The following is a 21,533-nucleotide window of genomic DNA, read 5'->3' as shown; positions in this document are numbered from 1 at the left end:
AACGCTCAGCTCCGCCCCAGCCACCAGTCACGGCCGGATGGCAACCGCTCGATGCCGGCCGCATCGACCCCGCCGAGGCGCTCGGCCACAGTTTTTCCGCCAACCGCCAGATCGGGCGCGATCTCGGCCAGCGGCGCCAGCACGAAAGCCCGCTCCAGCATGCGCGGATGCGGAACTTCGAGCCCCGTCTCGTGGATGACGCGTTCGCCGAACACCAGGATGTCGATATCGATCAGACGCGGCCCCCACCGCTCTTCCCGAACACGCTTCAGCTTGCGTTCCGCTTCGAGGCAGAGGTCGAGCAGTTCCCGAGGTGAAAGCCGGGTCGACAGGCCGGCGGCGGCGTTGAGGAAATCCGGCTGGTCGAGCTTTCCCCAGGGGGGCGTGCGGTAGAGCGAGGAGACGGCGGTGACATTTGTCTCCGCGTCGGCGTCGAGCAGGCGAAGCGCCGCGGCCATCGAGGCGGCCGGGTCGCCGAGATTGCCGCCGAGGCTGATATAAACGGTGTTACTCTGGCCAGACAACGGTCACCTCGACATAATCGAGCACGCCGGGTACCGGAGCGTTCGGCTTGCGCACCGTGATCTCGGCCTTACGGATCTGCGGAAAGCGCGACGTCAGCGCCTTCGCCACCTCGAGTGCCAGCGCCTCGATCAGGAAGCGCCTGTGTCCGGTGATGATCTCCTCGATCACCGTGAAAGCGACACCGTAATTCACGGTTTCCCCGATGGCGTCGTCGACCAGCGCACGTCCCGGTTCGACAGTCAGAGACGCGTCGACATAGAAGCGCTGGCCAAGCCTCTCCTCCTCGTCCAGCACGCCGTGCCGGGCAAAGAAGGCGCAGTTCTTCATGCGGATGACATACATGGGGTCAGCGTTCCGATCTGTGGTCCGGCTTGGCGGTTTGTCGCGCCAGCATAGCATCCGCCATGGCCAGCGCGTCCACGTTGATTGCGACATCATGGACGCGAAACAGATGCGCGCCCTTGAGCCTGAGAATGGCGCTCGTCGCCGCCGTTCCGGCGGCGCGGTCGGCCGCATCGCGGCCGGTGACGGTGCCAATGAAACGTTTTCGCGAGGTACCGGCCATCAGCGGGAAGCCGAGTGCGTGCAGTTCCGAAAAACGCGCCATCAGGTCGAGGTTTTCCTCCGCCGTCTCCTTGGCGAAACCGAAACCGGGATCGAGCACGATGTGATCGTCCGCGATGCCGTACCGGCGCGCGATCTCCAGTGATTTTTCGAGGAACATGAACTGATCGGCGATCACATCGGGCAGCTTTTCGCGATCCCGTCCGGTGTGCATGATGATCAGCCCCGCGCCGGTTTGCGCCGCGACCCTCGCGATCTCGGGTTCGCGCTGCAGGCCCCAGACATCGTTGACGATATGCGCGCCCGCGGCCACCGCGAGCCGCGCGGTGTCGGCACGATAGGTGTCGACGGAAATCAGCACATCGCCGGATTTCGACAAAGCCTCGATCACGGGCAGGATGCGCGCCTGCTCCTCGCCGGCCGATATAGCGGCGGAGCCGGGGCGGGTCGATTCCCCGCCGACGTCGATGATCCCCGCCCCTTCCGCCATCAAGCGCCGGGCCTGAATCAGCGCCGTTTCTGGGTCATGAAAAAGGCCGCCATCGGAGAAGCTGTCGGGGGTGACGTTTAGGATCCCGACGACCACGGCCTTGCCGCCGAGGTCGATATGGCGTCCATGGGCCAGTTGCCATTGCCTCGCCGTCATTGGATACCAACCATGGTTCATCAAGGATGCGTGATCCGCAAAGGATCAATTCCGTTGCGCCGGCAATGGCCGTAAAGCAAGGTGGATCGAGAGGCAACATGATGAAACGACCCCTGCTCTGCGCATTGCTGCTTGCTGTAACCGCCCTGCCGGCGGGCGCGGCCAATCTGGTCAAGACATACAGCTATTTTTCCATCGGCGGCAGCACGCTCGACGATATCGAGAAGCAGCTTTCCAAACACGGGCCGCAAGTCAAAAGCACCGGCTCGCGCCACCCCGGGGCCACGCAGATGGCCTTCACAACCCGTATCAGCTATGCGGCGCAACGAGGCTCCTGCCGGATCGCCGACGCCGTCGTGACCGTCAAGGTCAAGGTGATCCTCCCGGAATGGCGCCGGCCGCGAAAGGCGGACGCCGATGTGCGGCTGTTCTGGGACACGCTGTCGGCCGACATCAAGCGCCACGAGGAGCGCCACGTCGAAATCGCCAAGAATCACGCCCGCGAACTGGAAGACGCGCTGAAGGCGAGCTATCCGCAAAAGGATTGCGACGCGGCAAAGGTCAAGGCCGCCGAGATCACAGCCGACATCCTCGCCAAGCATGACCGCGCCCAGGTGCAGTTCGATCGCGTCGAAGGCGTCAATTTCGAGAGCCGCATCCTGCGGCTCCTGCGCTACCGTATGGAGCGCATCGAAAATGGCCAGCTGCCGCCGGCGTAACTCTGGTTGCTGCGTCAAACCCCTGCCGGCAAGCCAATCGAACCGAAGCATGATGCCAGCTTTGGATTTTTTTCGAGCGCCGGTCGAAATCGGCCTATATCGGGCGACATATCATGGGTTGGCAGGTCACCCCGGCAAGAACGAACACCACGACCGATAGCGCGGCCGGCAGACCAGTCATGAAGCCCAATCGGTGAGCGGCAAAGCGCGCAAGCATACGGACGAACTCTTATGGATCAGGCTGTCGACAAGCAGGCAATGGCGGCTACAGCCGCGCCGCTGAGCGAAAGCGAAAAGAATGCCATCATCGGCGGCGTTCTGCTGTCGATGCTGCTGGCGGCGCTCGACCAGACCATCGTCGCGCCGGCCATGCCGACCATCGGGCGCGCGCTTGGCCATGCCGATTACCTGCCATGGATCGTCACCGGCTATCTGCTGACGGCGACCGCCGTGGCGCCGCTCTACGGCAAGATTTCCGACGTCTATGGGCGCCGGCCGACCGTCTATGCCGCGATCCTGATCTTTCTGGCCGGATCACTGGTCAGCGCGCTGGCGCCCAACATGTTCGTCCTTGTGCTGGGGCGCGCGATCCAGGGTGCCGGCGGCGGTGGCCTGTTCGCGCTGACGCAGACCGTGGTCGGCGACCTCGTCCCGCCACGCGAACGGGCGCGCTATGCCGCGTGGTTTTCCGGCACTTGGGCCGTCGCCAGCGTCGCCGGGCCGCTGCTGGGCGGCACCTTCGCCGAACATCTGCACTGGTCGCTGATCTTCTGGATCAACATCCCGCTCGGCTTCCTTGCCATGGCCATCATCAACAGGCCGCTCAAGAAGCTGCCGATCGCCGCCAAGAACCACAGCATCGACGGCCTCGGCGCATTGCTGCTCATCGTGGCCACCGCCCTGCTGCTGCTGGCGCTGAACTGGGGCGGCAGCGCCTATCCCTGGATATCGCCGGAAGTCATCGGCGTGCTGGCCTGCTCCGCGGTTTTCTGGGGCGCCTTTGCCCTGAGGCTGATGCGGGCGGCCGAACCGCTCATCTCGCTCGAAGTGCTGGGCAACCCGATCGTCCTGGCCGGCACGCTGTCGATGTTCCTGCTGCAGGCCTCCAGCGTCGGCCTTGCCGTGTATCTGCCCGTCTATCTGCAATCGATCATCGGCCTGACGGCAAGCGAGTCCGGCATTGCAATGCTCGGCCTTCTGCTTGGAACCGTGGCCGGCGCCGCCTCCAGCGGCCGCCTGATACCGCGCTTCACCCACTACAAGCGAATTGCGATGTTCGGCGTCATCTTCTCGATATTGTGCCTGGGCCTGCTCGCCTTTGTAGCCGGCCATGCATCGCTGCTGGTCGTCGAGGTGCTGACCGTCTGTATCGGGCTGGGAACCGGGACGACATTTCCGGTCACCACCGTCTCGGTGCAGAATGCCGTCGACCGCATCCATCTCGGCGTCGCGACGGGTGTGCTGACCTTCCTGCGCTCGCTGGGCAGTGCCCTGGGTGTGGCGATGCTCGGCGCCGTCGCCCTGGGCTTTGGCCTGCCGCTGGCCGGCGAAGGCGTGCAGGTGACCGGACATATCGCGTCGGTCCAACCCTTCGTGATGATCTTTCTCGTCGCCGCCGTCACCCTATTGCTGGGGCTCGTCACGCTGACGCTGATGCCGGAGAAAGAGCTTCGCGGCCATATCGACGATCCCGCGCCGATCCTGTCGGAGTAAAGCCTTATTCGGAGACGCCGAGCTTCTTCTGCAGACTGGTCGACGAGGTCGTGTACTGGAACACGATGCGCTCCCCGGGGCTGACGATGCGCTTGGCCGCCTGCGCCATGAGCGCGACTTCGTGGAAGCCCGACAGGATCAGCTTCAGCTTGCCGGGATACCAGTTGATGTCGCCAACCGCGAAAATGCCGGGGACCGATGTCTGGAATTTCTCGGTGTCGACCGGGATCAGGTTCTCGTGGAGATTGAGCCCCCACTCCGCGATCGGACCGAGCTTCATGGTCAACCCAAAGAAGGGCAGCATGCGCGTGCAGGGCACCTCGATGTCGCCGTCCGGGCCACCCTTGATGACGGCTGATGAAAGCTGGCCGTCGGCGCCCGTCAGCGCGGTCACATGGCCGACGCGGAATTCCAGCTCCTTCATCTCCTGCATGGCGTACATCTTGTTGACGCTGTCAGGCGCGGCACGGAACTCCGGCCTCCGGTGAACCAGCGTCACGCTCTTTGCCACCGGCTGCAGGTTGAGCGTCCAGTCGAGCGCCGAATCGCCGCCGCCGACAATGACGAGATCATGGCCGCGGAAATCCTCCATGCGCCGTACCGAATAGAAGACGCTCTTGCCTTCGTAAGCCTCGATGCCCGGAATCGGCGGGCGTTTGGGCTGGAACGAACCGCCGCCGGCGGCGATCACCACTACCTTGGCCTCGAACACTTCGTTCTCGTCGGTGACGACGCGGAAGCCGCCGTCCTCCAGCTTCTCGAGGCTGGAAACCATGCGGTTGTAGGTGAACTCCGGCTTGAACGGCGCGACCTGCTCCAGGAGCTTGTCGACGAGGCCCTGCGCCGAGATCGAAGGCCATCCGGGAATGTCGTAGATCGGCTTTTCCGGATAGAGTTCGGCGCATTGGCCACCGGGCTTGTCAAGAATATCGATCAAGTGGCATTTCAGGTCCAGCAGACCGAGTTCGAACACGGCGAACAGGCCGACCGGCCCTGCCCCGACAATGAGGACGTCTGTGCTGATGATGCCGGTCATGCCTGCCTCGCTGCGAAAGACCAGCCGAGACTGCATGAGCATTGGCCCGCTGCCAAGCGCCAGCGGGAAAAATCGCTGATGGCGATGTTCAGCCTTGCCGTTCGGGCACGCGCACGACCAGACCGTCAAGCGCGTCGCGCACCTTGATCTGGCACGACAAACGCGAGTTCGGCTGGACGTCGTAGGCGAAGTCCAGCATGTCCTCCTCCATCGCCTCGGGCTCGCCGACTTCGGCCGTCCAGGCTTCGTCGACATAGACATGGCAGGTCGCGCAGGCGCAGGCGCCCCCGCACTCGGCCTCTATACCCGGAACGGCATTGCGGATGGCGTTCTCCATGACCGTCGAGCCGTTTTCGGCATCCACGTCGAAATGTGTGCCGTCATGGGCGATGAAGGTCAGCTTGGTCATTTGTCACCTGAAGCGAGTTTCCGCCGAGATAATCACTCCGGCGAACAAGTCAACTGCCGCGCGAAAGCGCCGCCCGGTGACGTTTTTGTCGCAAACTGAAATCAGCGGCTGATGGCGGCGATGAAATCGCGCACTTCGTCGATCAGCTTGCCAAGGCGCTTGAGCGTCTGGCTGTCTTGCGGCCGTTGTTCGATCTCGGCGGCGCAATCGGCGATAGCAAAGGCGCCGACGCCGCGTGCCGACCCTTTCAGCCCATGGGCGAGCAAGAGCCGATCCTTGAGATCAGCATCGACTATTTTGTCGCGCACCGACAGCGCCTGCTGTACAAACAGCGCCAGCACTTCCTGCTCCAGGGCGCGGTCACCCATCGTCTGCCGGGAAAGGTGTGCCAAATCGACCGGCCGGGACTGCCTGGTTCCCGATACGTCGCCCCCGGGCATTGAGAAGGCAATGCCGCTTTCGCCACGCATGAACTCGAACTCCGTTACTTTGGCCGCCCGGAAAATTAGGCGAATCCAGTGGACAACGGGTTAATGAATGGCGCGGAAAAATGTTGCGAAAGCGGCGCCCAAATCACGCTTCCGTTAACCTTATATTTAAAGTTTTACGTATCCCGCGGAATGCATGTTTTCTTTACCCCCCTGTGTCATTACGATACGAAGGTCCATTTTTCAGCCTCCTGTGCGGGGGTACGACAACCAGAATTATAAGCCCGCGGCAGCTAGTACAGGGTAGCGAAGGCATGGCGAAGAAACCAACGACGACAAGAAATCTCGACAGCGACGTGGCCAGGGAACTGGAAAAAGCGCTCGACATAGACCTCGGCAGCGACGCCGGCAGCGGCGACCTCGACATCGCCGCTTCGATGGAAGATCTGGAAGCGCAGATATCCCAGGCGGCCGACGAACTGGCCCGCGAGGGACGCAACCAGCAGCCCGCACCCGTCGTCAGCCAGGCCCAACCGGCAAAGCCCGCGCCCAAAGCCAAACCGGCAGAACTGCGCCCGGTCGAGACGCGCGCCAGCGCCCAGCCAGCCGGTTTCGCGCCAGCCAACGACGACCGCCAGAAGGATTACAAGACGCTTCTTCACAGCCTCAACCGGCGCGCCTCCAACACCATCTACTGGGTCATCGCCTTCGTCTCGCTCGCCTGGATCGCGGGTGCGGGCGGCCTGGCGAACCTGCTTTTCGGACCGAGCATCTGGCAGATCCGCACGCTCGACCAGTTCTTTGCCCGCCCCGAGCTGATCGGCCTGGCGGTCGCGGCAATCGTGCCGGTGATCCTGTTCTGGGCCTTCGCGGCAATGATTCGCCGCGCCCAGGACATGCGCATCGCCGCGCAATCGATGACGGAAGTGGCCTTCCGCCTGACCGAGCCGGAAAACATGGCGCAGGATCGCGTCATGATGATCGGCCAGGCCGTTCGCCGCGAGGTGGCGGCGATGGGCGAAGGCATCGAGCGCACGCTCGCCCGCGCCGTGGAACTGGAAACGCTGGTGCACAGCGAAGTCAACCAGATCGAGCGCTCCTATTCTGAAAACGAGAACCGCATCCGTTCGCTCGTCGATGGCCTCGGCAGCGAGCGCGAGGCGGTCGTCACCCATGCCGAACGCGTCCGCGCCTCGATCGCCGGCGCGCATGAGACGCTCAGGGACGAGATCGGCGCCGCCAGCGACATCATCCGCGACTCGATCCTCAACGCCTCGACCAAGCTGTCGATGACGATCACCAATTCCGGCGACACGCTGATCGACCGCATCAACGAAAGCTCAATGTCGATCTTCGATTCGGTGGAAGGCCGGCTCGACAACATCACCGACCGCCTGTCGACCTCGGGCGAGGCCTTCGCCAGCCTGCTCGATACGCGCATCGCCAAGCTGACGGACACGACAGACGGCCTGACCCGGTCGCTGACCGACCTGCTCGACGACCGCACCACCGGCATGGTGTCGCTGCTTGGCGGCGCCGCGCGTACGCTGAGCTCGGAATTCGAGGCCAGCCTCAACGGCATCGAGCGCACTCTGGCCGAACGCGGCCAGGCGCTGATCAGCGAGTTCCAGACCCGCGCAGAAGCGCTGGACACCGGCACGCAGAAGCTCAACGCAGCGCTAGAGGCGCGCGCCCGCCAGATCAACGAGACGCTGGTCGAACGCGCCCGTGAAATCGCCCACACCTTCGCCGAGAGCAAGGATACGCTGGCTGCGATGATCGATCAGGGCAAGACCCAGATCGGCGCCGACATGGCCGACATCGTCACCTCCACCTCCTCCATGCTGGAGGCTCGCGCCAGCGACTTCGCCGGGCGCATGGAGGCGGCGCGTCATGTCGTCTCGCGTTCCTTCGACAGCGACATACAGCGCCTGGCCGACGCACGCGTGGGCATAGAGGAAGCCGTCGAGAACCACAGCCGCAAACTGTCCGAGAGCCGCGAGCGCATGGCAGCGGCCATGCAGGCGGATCTGGCGAAATTCGCCGAAGGCCGCGCCGGCATCGATGCCGCAGTGACCAATCAGGTGCAGAAGCTGGCCGAGGGCCGCAATCTGATCGCGCGCGCGCTCGAAGAGGATTTGCGCAAGGTCAACGAATCGCGCGCTGCCATCGATGCTTCGCTCGGCAGCCACCTCGAAAGGCTGGAAGAAGGCCGCAACCGGCTCTCCCTGGCTCTCAACGAAGACTCCGGAAAGCTCGTCCAAGCCCGTACGATCATTGATGAAATGGTCGCCGGACATGTCGGAAAGCTCGCCGAAGGCCGCAACATCCTGTCGCGTGCCCTGGAGGCCGATCTCGGCAAACTGTCCGACAGCCGCGCCGGCATCGACGGACTTGTCGCGGGTCAGGTCGAAAAGATCGCCGAGGGCCGCGCGGTGCTCGCCAAGGCCCTGGAGAACGACATCGCCGGCATCAAGAGCCTGATCGAGGCGCATTCGGCGAAAATAGCCGAGGACCGCAGCCAGCTTGGCCGTTCGCTTGAGAGCGACCTTTCGGGCATAAGGGGCCTGCTCGACGACCATTCCGGGCGGCTCGCCAACGACCGCAGCCTGTTGTCGCAGATGCTCGAAGCCGACCTTGCCAAGCTGGCGGAAAGCCGGTCGAGCATCGACGGGCTGGTCGCCGGCCAGGTCGAGAAGCTGGCCGAGGGCCGCGATATTCTCAAGCGCGCGCTGGAATCGGACCTCAACACCATCAAGGGTGTCATATCGAGCCAGTCGGAAAAGCTGGCGGAGGACCGCGGGCAGCTTTCGCGTGTTCTGGAAGCCGACCTGCAGAATGTGAACAGCGTCATCGCCGATCACATGAACAAGCTCGTCCAGGATCGCTCCACCCTGTCCAAGGCGCTTGAGGACGACCTCGCCAAGCTCGCCGAAAGCCGCTCCAGCATCGATGGTCTGGTGACGGGCCAGGTCGAAAAGCTGGCGGAAGGCCGCGACATCCTGCGGCGTGCATTGGAAGCCGACCTCAATGCGGTCCGGAACACCGTAGCCGACCAGTCGCAGAAACTGGTCGATGACCGCGCCCAGTTCACCCGAGCCCTCGAAGCCGATCTCGAAAGCGTCAACGGTCTCGTCAACAGCCATTCCGACCGACTCGCCCTGGAGCGCTCCGCGCTGTCGAAGGCGCTTGAAACCGACCTGGAGACGGTCGCTAAGCACGTCAACGACCACTCCGACCGCCTGGTCCAGGAGCGCACCGCACTGTCGAAAGCGCTCGATACCGATCTTGAGGCTGTCGCCACCCACGTCAACAGCCACACGGATCGGCTTGCCCAGGATCGTTCGACTCTGTCGAGGGCCCTGGAGGCTGACCTGCTGACTGTAAGTGGTCATGCCAACAACCACGCCGAACGGCTTGTCCAGGAGCGTTCGAACCTCTCCAGGGCGCTGGAGGACGATCTCGCCAAGCTGGCCGAGAGCCGCTCCAGCATCGACGGGCTCGTCGCAGGCCAGGTCGAGAAACTTGCCGAGGGCCGCGATGTCTTGAAGCGCGCGCTGGAAGCCGATCTTGCCAAGCTGGCCGAAAGCCGCTCCAGCATCGACGGGCTCGTCGCCGGCCAGGTGGAGAAACTGGCCGAAGGCCGCGATGTGCTGAAGCGCGCGCTGGAGGCCGACCTGGCCAAGCTCGCCGAAAGCCGCTCCAGCATCGACGGGCTCGTTGCCGGCCAGGTCGAGAAGCTGTCCGAAGGCCGCGACATTCTCAAACGCGCGCTGGAAGCCGATCTGCAGAGGCTGACCGAAAGCCGCGGCGAGATGGACGACATCATCGCCGGCCATGTCGGCAAGCTAGCCGACGGCCGCAACATGCTGAGCCGCGCGCTGGAAGACGACCTCGCCAAGCTCGCCGACGCCCGCAAGGATGTCGACCGTTCGCTGTCAGGCCATATCGACCAGATCGCTGCCAGGAGCACCGATATTTCGGCCGTCATCGCGGCCGATGTCGAGAAGATCGAGCAGGCCTTCAGCCGGCAGACCGGCATCATCGAGGAACGCGCGGGGACGATGGAACGCGCGCTCTCCACCGGCGTCGACAATGTCCGCAGCGTACTGGAAAAGAGCGCGGTCTTCGTTGCCGGCGCCCTGCGTGAAAAGGTCCTGGAGGTCACCAGCACGCTGCATGAGCAGGCTGGCGCGGCGTTCAGCGACGCCGATCGCAAGATCGCCGAGCGCGCCGAACAGACCTCCGCCGCGCTTCTGGCGCGCGCCGAGGACATCGCCCGCACCTTCGAGGAAGCCGATCGTCGCCTGCACGCCCGGGCCGAGGATACGTCGAACGCGCTTCTCGCTCGCGCCGACGATACGTCCAGCTCGCTGATGGCGCGCGCCCAGGAAGCCGCCGACCAGTTGGCTGCCCGCGCCGGCGAGATCGCCGGCACGTTCGATGTCGCGGATCAGAAGCTTGCCGCCCGCGCGCAGGCAACCACGGACCAGTTGGCCGCCCGGGCCCAGGACACTGCCGATCAGCTTGCCGCCCGTGCGAGCGAAATCGCCGGGGCCTTCGACGCCGCCGACCAGAAGCTGGTTGCCCGCGCCGTCGAGACGGCGCAGTCTCTGGCGGCCCGCGCCGGCGACATCCTGCGCAACTTCGAAAGTGCTGATCAACGGCTCGGCATGCGCATCGGCGAATCGGCCGAGGCGCTTGCGGCGCGCGCTTCCGACCTCGGCCGCATCTTCGATGCCGCCGACCAGCAGCTGGTCGCTCGCATCGCCGAAGGTTCCGACGCACTGTCCAGCCGTGCGTCCGAAATCGGCCGTATCTTTGATGATGCCGATCAGCGCCTCGTCTCGCGCATCGCCAACAGCACCTCGACCATCGGCGAGCACGCGGAAACCATTGTCGGAGCCTTTGCCAGCACCGAGCAGAGGGTCGCGGACCGTGCGCGCCAGACCGGCCAGGAGATGGCCGTGCACGCCCGCGAAATCGAGCAGGCGCTTGCCGGCGCCGACGAGCGTCTTGCGTCGAGCGCGGCGGCCGCGGCCGCCCGTGTCGAAGAGCAGATCGCCAGCGTCGAGAACCGCCTCGCCTATACGACCGAGACGATGGGCCAGAGGCTCAACGAGCAGGTTTCGACCGCCGAGGCGCAACTGGTTTCGCGCGCCAATGTGATCGCCGAGACCTTCACCGCGGTCGGCCAGCATATCGGCCAGAGCACCAACGATGCCGCCAAGACGATCGGCGCCAACACCCGCGAGCTCAACACGATGCTCGCGGCGCGGTCGGCCGAGATGTCGAAGATCCTCGACGAAACCGCCCGTCCGCTGGTCGAGCGTTTTGCCCAGGGCGGCTCGGAACTGCAAAAGAGCATGGAAGAGGTCACCGAACGCGCCACCGAAAAGCTGCGCAGCGAAAATGCCGCGCTGGTCAATGCGCTCGCCAGCCGCACCGCCGAGACCTTGTCGGCGGTCGAAGGCGCCCGCTCCTCGCTGTCCGACAGCGTCGCCGACCTCATCGGCCGCATGACCAAGTCCAGTTCGCAGCTCGGTCAGCTGATCGAACAGGCCGCCGTCAACCTCGGCCAGGTCGACGAACGCCTGACCGGCAGCACGCAAAGCTTCGCCGCCACCACGGAAAAGGCGGCGCAGACTTTCGCCAGCTCGGCGCGTCTGGTCGATTCGAACACCACGAGGCTGACGGAACTGTCGTCGTCGACCTTGCGCGAAGTGGCTTCGATCGCCACCAAGTTCGACGAGCACAGCCGTCTGCTGGCGAGCGCTTCGGATCTCTTGAGCTCGGCCCAGAGCAACCTCGAGCACACGCTGGAAAGGCAGTCGTCGCTCGAGGATCTCGCCGTCGGCCTCGTCAAGAAGTCGGAAGATCTCGAACGCGTCATGCGCTCGTTCGAGAACCTGGTCGGCCAGACGCTGCAGAACGCCGAAGGCAAGACGATGGAATCGGCCGACAAGATCCGCAACGCGATCACCGATGTCGTCGATTCGGCAACCAAGCGCTTCGCCGACGCGACCGAGGAGATGCGGCGCACCGCCGGTTCGATCAAGAGCGAGCTCGACCTCACCCGCGCCGAGCTCAAGAAGGGCGTCATCGAGATGCCGGAAGAGGCGAAGGAATCGACATCCGCCATCCGCCGCGCCGTCTCCGAGCAGATCAACGCCCTGAAGGAGCTCTCGGACATCGTCGCCAAGTCAGGCCGTGGCGGCGGCGACGGCTCGGAGCCGCGCCCGCTGCGTCCGGCGCCCCAGGCACCGGCGGCACGCCCCGCCGAGCCGCCGCGCCGCGCTCCGGCGCCGCAGCCCGAACTGCGTACGCCTCAAGCGCCGTTGGGCGGCGCCGGGCTGCGCGGCACGCTCGACCTCGAGCGTCCGGCCGAAACGGCATCACGCCCGCGTGCCGACGCCAACACCCGTGCGCCGCAGGGCGGCTGGGTGCGTGACCTCCTGAGCGCGGCGTCGAACGAAGCCGACCTCCGGCCGGCAGCGCCCCAGGCGCCCGCGGAAACACCGCGCGCCGCCCCTGCCCAGCGTTCGCCGCTGCATGTCGTGGAATCGTTGAACTCGCTGTCGGTCGACATCGCGCGGGCCATCGACCACGATGCGTCGATCGAACTGTGGAACCGCTATCGGCGCGGCGAGCGCGACGTGTTCACGCGCCGGCTTTACACGCTGAAGGGCCAGCAGACGTTCGACGAGATCCGCCGCAAGTATCAGGCCGAGGCCGAATTCCGCGCCGCCGTCGACCGTTATTGCGACGATTTCGAGAAGCTGCTCAAGGATGTCTCGCGCAACGATCGCGACAACATCATGGCGCAGACCTATCTCACGTCGGACACCGGCAAGGTCTACACCATGCTGGCTCATGCCAGCGGCCGCCTGCACTGAGGCTTGGCCGAATCAAAAAAGGCGGGAGACAAGTCTCCCGCCTTTTTCGTTTTATGCCCGACGGTGAGCTGTTGATGTAAGACGCATCAGATACCCGTCGGTCGGCGCCGCCCCTCATCCGCCTGCCGACACCTTCTCCCCGTATAGTGACGGGGAGAAGGGAGATGGCTGCATCGCTGACGCCCTATTCCGCAACGTCGGAGATTGGCGAAACCGTCAATAACGGCATCACTATACGGGGAGAAATGCCCGGCAGGGCAATGAGGGGCAGCGCCGACGTTTCAGCAACTCTCTTGGTTTCGGCTCAGATAACTGAATCGGTCCAGCGAACGATCTGTTTCGCGGCATCGCCGAACGCATTGTCCAGCGCGCCGACATAGGCCGCGTTGCCGCTGCCCGAAACTGGCGCGGACGCCGTGAAGCTCTTGGAAGCCTTCACCTCGCCATTGCGGTCGTTCAGCAGCCGTACGAACAGATCGACCTCGGCATGCTCGCCGCCGTCGACGCGCACCTCGAAGGAGCGGATCTCGACGATCACCTGATAATCGATCGCCAGGCCCTCGCCCGGCTTGCCGACGCCGGCAAAGCTGCCCGAGCGCTGGAACGTCTCGGCCAGCCGCGCCTGCACGATCAGCGGCAAGCGGTCGGCCCATTGGGCGCCCTTCAGATACTGGATCGAGCGCGCGGAAGGCTTGATGACGATGTTCTGGCTGTCCAGCGCCTTGAGCGCCGAGGGCTGGGCGATCAGAATCTGGCGGCGGCTATGGCCATGCGCACCGACTGAAGGCGCCGACAGTTCGAACGTATCGAGCGGTGCGGGTCCGCCACCCGGCAGCGCCGCGCAGCTGGCAAGGGCCAGGGCAAGCAATGCCAGGCCCGATCTGGACACAATAGACTTCACGCGCGACCCCTGCTGTCCCCGTTATCTATCGATCTCGAAATTAGCTCACATCCGCAATGAACGTTTCTGAGGCTGGCCGAGACTGAAGTCAACGTCGCGCCCTGCCATCAAACTGGCGAACCTCGCCGTCACCACCCGAAAGAATGCGCTGCGGATTGCGGCTGAGATCGGTCACCGCCTCCTCGATGCGCCCGATCGAGCGACGGCTGTCCTGCACCAGCGCCTCGACATTCGACAGCCCCTGGCCGGAGAAACGGGCCAGATTGTCGGTGATGACGCCGAGCCGCGCATTCAGCGTATCGGCGACCTGCTTGAACGATTTCAACGTATCCCGGGCGTCGGCCATCACACCGTCCGCCTGCCCCGAACCAAGCAGCGTATCGACCTTGGCCAGAATGCCATCGACACGCACGGAAGCGTCGTTGAGGCGTTGTGCAAGCTGCCTGGCGTCCTTGATCGTCTGGTCGATGTCATCGGCGCGGCTGGCGAACTTGTCGGTTACAACGGCAATGTCGGCCGCGGCCTTGTCGGCGCTTTCGCTGGCCTTCTGGATGTTGGCGAGCGCCGTGCGCACCTGCGCCGGATCGATGCCGTCGAGCACGCCGTCGACCTTGGCCAGCGTGCCCTGCGTCTGCTTGGCGAAGTCGTTGACGGATCCGACCGCCGTGTCGACGTTCTTGATGACGCCGTCCAGCTGCTGCGACGTTTCCTTGAGGTTCGCGGTCACAGTATCGACGTTGGCGACGATGCTCTTGATCTTGTCCCTGTCGACCGCGTTGAGCAGGCCTTCCGCAGCCTTCAGCGTGCCGTCGAGCTTGCCGGAAACGCCCTTCAGCTCGTCGGACAGCGCGCTGACGCTGGACAGGAACTTGTCGATCCCGTCCGAATTCTTGGCCAGTGCATCCGAGAAGGTCTGAACGTTCTGCACGGTCTGCGTCAGCGGTCCGCGCACATCCTTGGTGAACCCTTCAAGGTCCGAGAGCACCTTGTCGGCGCGGGTAAAAATGGTCTGCGCCGTCTGCAAAAGGTTGGTCACGGCGGAAGGGTTGGCGATGATTTCGGCAACCTTGCCTTCCTTTTCCGCCTGGTCGAGCAGCTTCACTTCCTTGGGGTCAGCCCCCTTGAGTTCGATATTGGCCTGTCCGGTGAGGCCGGCAAGGCCGATATCGGCCTGCGTCGACTTGGTGATCGGCGTCATGCGGTCGATTTCGGTATCGGCGATGGCGACGGTTGGATTGTCGACGTCGATATAGACGCGCTTGACGTCGCCGACCTTCACGCCGTTGAACAGCACGAAGCTGCCGCGGCCAAGACCGGAGGCAGAGCCAGGAATGCGCACGCGCAGCAGCGTGGTCTCGCCCTTGTCGCCGATCGCCGCCGTCCAGTAGACGAAGGCGAAGGCCGCCAGGATCGCAACCAGCGTAAAAATGCCGACAATGACGTAGTTGGCTCTGGTTTCCATTGCTTCACTTATGGCTATGCACGTGCGGCAAGATCAAGTTGTCGGGCGCGTTTTCCGCGGAAATAGGATTTTACCCACGGTTCTTCGCTCTTCAGCATGTCGTCTATGGTGCCTTCGACCAACACCTTTTTCTTGCCCAGCACCGCGACGTGGTCGCAGGCGGTGAACAGCGTGTCGAGATCGTGCGTGACCATGTAAACGGTCAGATCCATGGTGTCGCGCAGCTTGACGACGAGTTCGTCGAACTCGGCCGCGCTGATCGGATCGAGGCCCGAGGTCGGCTCGTCGAGGAAGACGATGTCCGGATCGAGCGCCAGGGCGCGCGCAAGTGCCGCGCGCTTGATCATGCCGCCGGAGAGTTCGGAGGGAAATTTCTGCGCCGCGTCCGGCGGCAGCCCGACGAGCTCGATCTTCAGCAGCGCGAGCTCGTCCATCAGCTTTCTCGGCAGGTCGAGATACTCGCGCATCGGCACCTGCACGTTTTCCAGCACGGTCAGCGCCGAAAACAACGCGCCATGCTGAAACAGCACGCCAAGCCGCATGTCGATGCGCAGCCTCTCGATATCGCTCGCCTTGTCGACATCGACGCCGAACAGCTTGATCGTTCCTGACTGCTTGGGCATCAGCCCGAGAATGGTTCGCAACAGGACGGACTTGCCGGCGCCCGAGGCTCCGACGAAACCCAGGATTTCGCCGCGCTTTATGTCGAGCGAAAGCTTGTCGAGGATCAGCTTGTCCTCGATGGCGACGGTAACGTCGGTCACCGACAGCACGAACTCGCTTTCGTTCTGCGCTTCAGTGGTCACTCCGTTGCCCTGTGCCATCTCAGAACGCGATCGCTGCATAGAACATCGCAAAAAGCCCATCGAGGATGATGACCACGAAGATCGATTTCACCACCGAGGCGGTGACGTGCGTACCCAGCGATTCGGCGCTGCCGCCGACTTTCATTCCTTCTACGGAGGCGATCGTGCCGATGATCATGGCCATGAACGGCGCCTTGATGAGACCCGCGAAAATCGTGCTGAGGTCGATGGCGACGCGCAACCGGTCGATGAAGGCTGCCGGCGGGATATCGGAATAGAGCCAGGCCGCGACGATGCCGCCGCCGAGCGCGGCGAAATTGGCGATGATGGTGAGGCACGGCAAGGCGATGACCAGCGCGACGAGACGCGGAAAGACCAGCACGCCGATCGGGTTGAGGCCGATGACCTTCAGCGCGTCGACCTCCTCGCGCATCTTCATCGAACCGATCTCGGCGGTGATGGCGCTGCCGGAGCGGCCGGCGATCATGATGGCCGTCATCAGCACGCCGAGCTCGCGCAGGATCAGCACGCCGACGAGGTCCACGACGAAGATGTCGGCGCCGAAATAGCTGAGCTGATAGGCGCCCTGCTGGGCGACGATGGCGCCGACGATCGCCGACATCAGCACCACCACCGGAATGGCGCCGACGCCCATGCGATCGATCTGGTTGAAGATCGCCGCCGGGTTCACGGCATGGCCACGGCCGAGTTTCATCTGCGCGCCGCGGATGGTGGCGCCCAATATGTTCATGGAGGCCAGGAAATCGTCCCTCATCTCGTAAACACGCCGCCCGACAGCCTCCAGGGCGCGAATGACGATGTTGGGTGGCTGCGCCGGTCCGGACTCGGGCTCGCGGCGCACAGCCTCGCCGACCGCGTCGAGCAGGATGGACGCGATCTCGCTCTGGCCTTGCAGCCGGACCTCGACATTCTTCTTCTCGAACACGCTTACCAGCCGGTCGATCAGCCAGGCGCCGGCGGTGTCGATCTTCTCGATCCCTGAAAGATCCAGCGCCAAGATCTTGAAGCCGCTGCGTTTCTCGATCTTGCGCATCTCAGCGTCGATCTGCGCCACGGTGCGGGTCGTCCAGATTCCGGAGAAAGCGCAGGCCAGGACGCCATCCTCCTCGCCGACGGCCACACGCGGGTCGTGGTCAGCCTCCGAGGCGGTCGTGCCGCTTGCGTCGCGCTTGCCGATGGTCAACATGGCGTCCTGTTTAGCCCGATGGGTCCGACCTTGTCGATTTGCCGACAACCCTTCATCGCATAGCCGGAGCAGAAAAATATGGCGCGTGTCATTTCGGTCGAGGCGGAGCGCTTTCCCATCGCCGGCACCTTCACCATCTCGCGCGGCTCCAAGACCGAGGCCGAGGTCATCACCTGCACGATCCGTGAAAACGGGCATATCGGTCGCGGCGAATGCGTTCCCTACAAACGCTATGGCGAGACAATGGACGGCGTGCGCGAGGCCATAGAGGCGATGCGCGAACGGATCGCCGGCGGCATTGACCGGGCCGCCCTGCTTACCGTCATGCCGGCCGGCGCGGCGCGCAACGCGGTGGACTGCGCACTTTGGGACCTCGAGGCAAAGCTTAGTGGAATACCGGTGGCCGACGCCATCCTGGCCGTGCCGCTTAGGGGGCTCGAAACAGCTTATACCCTGTCGCTCGCCGAACCGGAGGCGATGGCGGCACAGGCCCGCGCCAACGCCAGCCGGCCGTTGCTGAAGGTCAAGATCGGTGGCGACAACGACATGGCCAGGATACGCGCCGTGACTGAAGCCGCGCCGCAAAGCCGCATCATCCTTGATGCCAACGAGGGATGGACCGACGAGAACATCGAGGCCAATCTGGCTTTTGCCGCCGAGCGCGGCATTGCGCTGGTCGAGCAGCCCCTGCCCGCCGGCCACGACGAAATACTGCGCCGGATTGCGCACCCCGTGCCGATCTGTGCCGATGAAAGCGTGCACGAGGCGAAGGACCTCGATTCGCTGGTCGGCCTCTATGACGCGGTCAACATCAAGCTCGACAAGACGGGCGGTCTGACCGAGGCGCTTGTGCTTCGCGATCGGGCTCGGGATCTGGGGTTCGACATAATGGTGGGTTGCATGGTCGGCACATCGCTGGCGATGGCGCCGGCGGTGCTGCTTGCGCAAGGAGCCGATTTCGTCGACCTCGACGGCCCGCTGCTGCTTGCACGCGACCGCGAACCGGGTCTGGTCTACCAGGGTTCGCTCGTCTCACCCCCGGACCGGGTGCTGTGGGGCTGAGCGCGCGGCAAGCCCGATCAGCACGAGGCCGACGATCGCGATCGGAATCATCGCCAGGAAACCGTCGACCCCAAGGCGGTCATAGAGCGGACCGGAAGCCAGTGTAACCGCGGCCATGAAGAAGCCGTTGAAGAAATAGGCGATGCCCTGCGCCGCGCCGATACGTTCTTCCGGAACGGTTTCACCGATCATCTTCTGCAGGCCGATCAGCACCATTGCGGTGGACACGGAGTGCAGCGACTGGACGGCAAAGAAGCCCGCGGTGCCAAGGCCCAGCGGCCACACCAGCGGAAAGACGATCCAGCGTATGACAGCGCCGATGCCGGCTATGACCATCACCCGCACCACCGAAACGGATGCAAAGATGCGGTTGAAAAACAAGAACATGCAGACTTCGGACACCACGCCCCAAGCCCAAAGCAGGCCAACCACGGAATCGCTTATGCCGATCGACTTCCAGTAGATCGACACGAAACCATACAGGAAAGCGTGGCTCGCGGTGATGATGCCGACGCCGAGGGTGAAGTAGAGGAAATACGCATTGAAGAGGCGCGGCGCCGCGTGCTGGATTTCCGTCGCGGACAGCGGCGAAGCCTTGCGCGGACGCCCCATGCGTGGTGCCAGCAGACCCGCGACCAGCGCCGCGCCAAGGGCAAGGAATATGATCACCGGCACCGCTTGGGGACCTGTCGCCGCGAGGATGAAGCCGCCCGCGACATTGGCGCAGAGATAGCAGATCGAGCCCCATTTGCGCATGCTTGCATAGTTGGAGCCGAACCGGCGCACGCCCGAAAGCGCCAGCGAATCGGCGATCGGCGAATGCGGCGTCCAGACGATTGTCAGCACCAGCGACACCGCCAGCACCATGGCATAGGTCGGCGTGAGAAAATAACCCGTCGACAAAAGCAGCGAAGCCGCCACCAGCGCCACATAGACGTCGGCGCGGTCCCTTGCCCGATCGGCAAGCGTCGTCAGAAGCGGCGTCGTTACCACGCGCAGGAACATGGGGGCGGCCAGGATGACGGCGATCTGTTCGGCGTGAAAGCCCTTGGCCTGCAGCCAAAGCGGGAAATAGGGAAGATGCGTGCCGAGCGAAATGAACAAGGTGCCGAAGATCAGGCTCATGCGCAGTTCGAAATGGCGTGGCTTGACGAGTTGTTCGGGCGAAAGCGGCGGCAGGGACATGAATCGATCCAATTACGCCGCATTCGACCGGCAGGCGAGCAACGTGGATCGATCCTTAACATGGCGGAAAACCGGACGAAACCGGCTGGACTAATCGATTAACGCTAAAAAACGCGGCGATGTTCGGGTCAGGCCGCCTGCCCCACCCGATCTTCGATCAGCATGGGGATGAATGGCTCATCCAGGGACTCGGGCAATACATGCGCCCAGGTCAGGATTTCCATCCGGCCGTCGAAATGTTCGACCACCGCCGTGCAGCTTTCCACCCAGTCGCCGGTGTTGATGTAGCGCACATCCTCGAAATTCTCGATCGCGGCATGGTGGATATGGCCGCAGATGACGCCGTCGACATGCGAGCGGCGGGCTTCTTCGGTCAGCACGGTCTGGAACGAGCCGATGAAGTTGACGGCCTTCTTGACCTTGACCTTGGCCCAGGACGAGAACGACCAGTAAGGCAGGCCAAGCCATTGGCGCAACCGCGTCACCACGCGGTTGACGATCATGGCCGCGTCGTAGGCGTGGTCGCCGAGATAGGCGAGCCAGCGCTGATTGTGCACGACGGTGTCGAACTGGTCGCCATGGATAACGAGCATGCGCTTGCCATCGGCCGTTTCATGGATGGCCCGGTCGGCGACGACGATACCGCCGAAATGCACGCCCTGGAACTGGCGGGCGAATTCATCGTGATTGCCGGCGATATAGGTGATGCTGGCACCCTTGCGCGCCTTGCGCAGCAGTTTCTGCACGACGTCATTGTGGCTTTGCGGCCAGTGCCAGCTGCGCCGCAGCCGCCAGCCGTCGACGATATCGCCGACCAGATAGATGATATCGGCGTCATGATAGCGCAGGAAATCGATCAGGAAATCGGCCTTAGCCGCCTTCGAGCCGAGATGAACGTCGGAAATGAACATGCTGCGGAAAGTGCGGGGCTCTTGGCCTGACATCGCGTTTTCACCCTTGCTTTCGAGCAGCCTATGCCCCGATTCATGCAACAACCGTATGACGGTTGCGATTGGTCCAGCGCTGGCGCTAGCCTGCCGGGCAAATCACAGGAGAAATCGTTATGGATCTCGGTATCCGCGGGAAGAAAGCCATCGTCTGCGCGTCGAGCAAGGGACTGGGGAAAGGCTGCGCCATGGCGCTTGCCGAAGCCGGCTGCGACATCGTCGTCAATGGGCGCAATGCCGAGCTGGTCGCCAAGACCGCCGCGGAACTGCGCCAGCGTTATGGCGTGACGGTGACGGAAGTGGTCGGCGACGTCTCGAAACCCGAGGTGCAGAAGGCCTTGCTCTCCGCCTGTCCGGAACCCGACATCCTGGTCAACAACAATGGCGGTCCGCCCTTGCGCGATTTCCGCGAGCTTGATCGCGCCAAGATCCTCGAAGGCGTCACCCAGAACATGGTGACGCCGATCGAACTGGTGCAGGCGGTTCTCGACGGCATGGCAAAGCGCGGCTTCGGCCGCATCGTCAACATCACCTCGCTGTCGGTCTATGTTCCCATTCCCGGCCTCGATCTGTCGTCGGGGGCGCGTGCCGGCCTGACTTCGTTCCTCGCCGGCGTGGCGCGAACGGTGATCGACCGTAACGTCACCATCAACAGCCTTCTGCCGGGCAAGCTCGACACCGACCGGCTGCGCGGTCCGCACGAGGCCGGCACGGTCGAGGACCCTGCCGCCGCAGCCGAGCGCAAGACCCGCATCAGCGCCGACGTGCCAGCCAAGCGGCTGGGCACGCCTGAGGAATTCGGCCAGATCTGCGCCTTCCTGTGCTCGGTCCATGCCGGCTATCTCACCGGCCAGAACATACCGGTGGACGGCGGGCTCTATGTCAGTGCGTTCTGATCCGGTCGCGGACGGAACAATCGAGCGCCTCGGCATGAAACGTCCGTAACCACCTGACATGTAATGTCTTTCGGCGTTCCGGCCGCGAAAGCTGCCGGCGCGTCATTTAGCGTCGCGAAAAAGCCTGACCC

The 21,533-nt window shown here is 63.9% G+C and carries 17 protein-coding genes; 5 read left to right on the top strand and 12 right to left on the bottom strand.

Features of this window, described 5'->3' with window-relative positions:
* Positions 1-5 precede the first annotated feature (5 nt).
* From folK to folP, 3 genes are read right to left on the bottom strand one after another with little or no spacing between them, the layout of a single operon-like run.
* Positions 6-524 (bottom strand): 2-amino-4-hydroxy-6-hydroxymethyldihydropteridine diphosphokinase, encoded by a 519-nt coding sequence (gene folK, locus J0I79_RS11010; RefSeq protein WP_292857599.1) that lies wholly within the window; start codon positions 522-524, stop codon positions 6-8.
* Positions 508-867: a dihydroneopterin aldolase gene (folB, locus tag J0I79_RS11005; RefSeq protein ID WP_292857597.1), complete on the bottom strand. Its 360-nt coding sequence runs from the start codon at positions 865-867 to the stop codon at positions 508-510. Before folB ends, folK begins: the two co-directional genes overlap by 17 nt.
* A gap of 4 nt (positions 868-871) precedes the next feature.
* The gene (folP, locus tag J0I79_RS11000; protein ID WP_292857595.1) at positions 872-1,735 is read right to left on the bottom strand and encodes a dihydropteroate synthase; all 864 of its coding nucleotides are present in this window, start codon (positions 1,733-1,735) and stop codon (positions 872-874) included.
* A gap of 98 nt (positions 1,736-1,833) precedes the next feature.
* On the opposite strand from folP, the gene J0I79_RS10995 reads away from it, so the two are divergent.
* Positions 1,834-2,454 carry a DUF922 domain-containing Zn-dependent protease gene (locus J0I79_RS10995; RefSeq protein WP_292857593.1) on the top strand — a complete coding sequence of 207 codons (621 nt, stop codon included), beginning with the start codon at positions 1,834-1,836 and terminating at the stop codon, positions 2,452-2,454.
* A 231-nt stretch (positions 2,455-2,685) separates the two neighbouring features.
* Complete coding sequence (locus J0I79_RS10990; protein ID WP_292857591.1) at positions 2,686-4,167, top strand: MDR family MFS transporter; 1,482 nt, start codon at positions 2,686-2,688, stop codon at positions 4,165-4,167.
* Between the two features lie 4 nt (positions 4,168-4,171).
* Here J0I79_RS10990 and J0I79_RS10985 read toward each other — a convergent pair whose 3' ends face one another.
* From J0I79_RS10985 to J0I79_RS10975, 3 genes are all read right to left on the bottom strand, one after another.
* Entirely contained in the window at positions 4,172-5,203 is a 1,032-nt protein-coding gene (locus J0I79_RS10985; RefSeq protein WP_292857652.1) for an NAD(P)/FAD-dependent oxidoreductase, read from the bottom strand.
* An 88-nt stretch (positions 5,204-5,291) separates the two neighbouring features.
* Entirely contained in the window at positions 5,292-5,612 is a 321-nt protein-coding gene (locus tag J0I79_RS10980; RefSeq protein ID WP_137931040.1) for a 2Fe-2S iron-sulfur cluster-binding protein, read from the bottom strand.
* 101 nt (positions 5,613-5,713) lie between these two features.
* Positions 5,714-6,082, bottom strand: a complete 369-nt coding sequence (locus tag J0I79_RS10975) for an Hpt domain-containing protein (RefSeq protein WP_292857570.1) — start codon at positions 6,080-6,082, stop codon at positions 5,714-5,716.
* 272 nt (positions 6,083-6,354) lie between these two features.
* Here J0I79_RS10975 and J0I79_RS10970 point away from each other — a divergent pair, with 272 nt between their 5' ends.
* The gene (locus J0I79_RS10970; RefSeq protein WP_292857567.1) at positions 6,355-12,936 is read left to right on the top strand and encodes a kinesin; all 6,582 of its coding nucleotides are present in this window, start codon (positions 6,355-6,357) and stop codon (positions 12,934-12,936) included.
* Between the two features lie 304 nt (positions 12,937-13,240).
* Here the strand turns inward: J0I79_RS10970 and J0I79_RS10965 are convergent, their stop codons facing one another.
* From J0I79_RS10965 to J0I79_RS10950, 4 genes are all read right to left on the bottom strand, one after another.
* Positions 13,241-13,837 carry an ABC-type transport auxiliary lipoprotein family protein gene (locus J0I79_RS10965; RefSeq protein ID WP_292857564.1) on the bottom strand — a complete coding sequence of 199 codons (597 nt, stop codon included), beginning with the start codon at positions 13,835-13,837 and terminating at the stop codon, positions 13,241-13,243.
* Between the two features lie 88 nt (positions 13,838-13,925).
* On the bottom strand, positions 13,926-15,299 hold the full coding sequence (locus J0I79_RS10960) for an MlaD family protein (protein ID WP_292857561.1): 1,374 nt from the start codon (positions 15,297-15,299) through the stop codon (positions 13,926-13,928).
* Between the two features lie 14 nt (positions 15,300-15,313).
* Positions 15,314-16,123, bottom strand: coding sequence for an ABC transporter ATP-binding protein (locus J0I79_RS10955; protein ID WP_292857558.1), 810 nt, complete (start codon positions 16,121-16,123; stop codon positions 15,314-15,316).
* A 1-nt stretch (position 16,124) separates the two neighbouring features.
* Positions 16,125-17,312 carry an ABC transporter permease gene (locus J0I79_RS10950; protein ID WP_292857555.1) on the bottom strand — a complete coding sequence of 396 codons (1,188 nt, stop codon included), beginning with the start codon at positions 17,310-17,312 and terminating at the stop codon, positions 16,125-16,127.
* Between the two features lie 78 nt (positions 17,313-17,390).
* On the opposite strand from J0I79_RS10950, the gene dgcA reads away from it, so the two are divergent.
* Positions 17,391-18,374 (top strand): N-acetyl-D-Glu racemase DgcA, encoded by a 984-nt coding sequence (gene dgcA, locus J0I79_RS10945; protein ID WP_292857552.1) that lies wholly within the window; start codon positions 17,391-17,393, stop codon positions 18,372-18,374.
* Here the strand turns inward: dgcA and J0I79_RS10940 are convergent.
* Positions 18,345-19,559 (bottom strand): MFS transporter, encoded by a 1,215-nt coding sequence (locus J0I79_RS10940; RefSeq protein ID WP_292857549.1) that lies wholly within the window; start codon positions 19,557-19,559, stop codon positions 18,345-18,347. The genes dgcA and J0I79_RS10940 overlap by 30 nt on opposite strands.
* Positions 19,560-19,687: 128 nt before the next feature.
* A complete protein-coding gene (locus J0I79_RS10935; RefSeq protein WP_292857546.1) occupies positions 19,688-20,503 on the bottom strand; it encodes a UDP-2,3-diacylglucosamine diphosphatase in 816 nt (271 codons plus the stop codon).
* A 119-nt stretch (positions 20,504-20,622) separates the two neighbouring features.
* On the opposite strand from J0I79_RS10935, the gene J0I79_RS10930 reads away from it, so the two are divergent.
* Complete coding sequence (locus tag J0I79_RS10930) at positions 20,623-21,402, top strand: SDR family oxidoreductase (RefSeq protein ID WP_292857544.1); 780 nt, start codon at positions 20,623-20,625, stop codon at positions 21,400-21,402.
* Positions 21,403-21,533: the final 131 nt, after the last annotated feature.

The sequence above is a fragment of the Mesorhizobium sp. genome (assembly GCF_017306585.1).
Lineage (GTDB): Bacteria > Pseudomonadota > Alphaproteobacteria > Rhizobiales > Rhizobiaceae > Mesorhizobium.
This window is presented reverse-complemented; position numbering and strand designations above follow the sequence as displayed.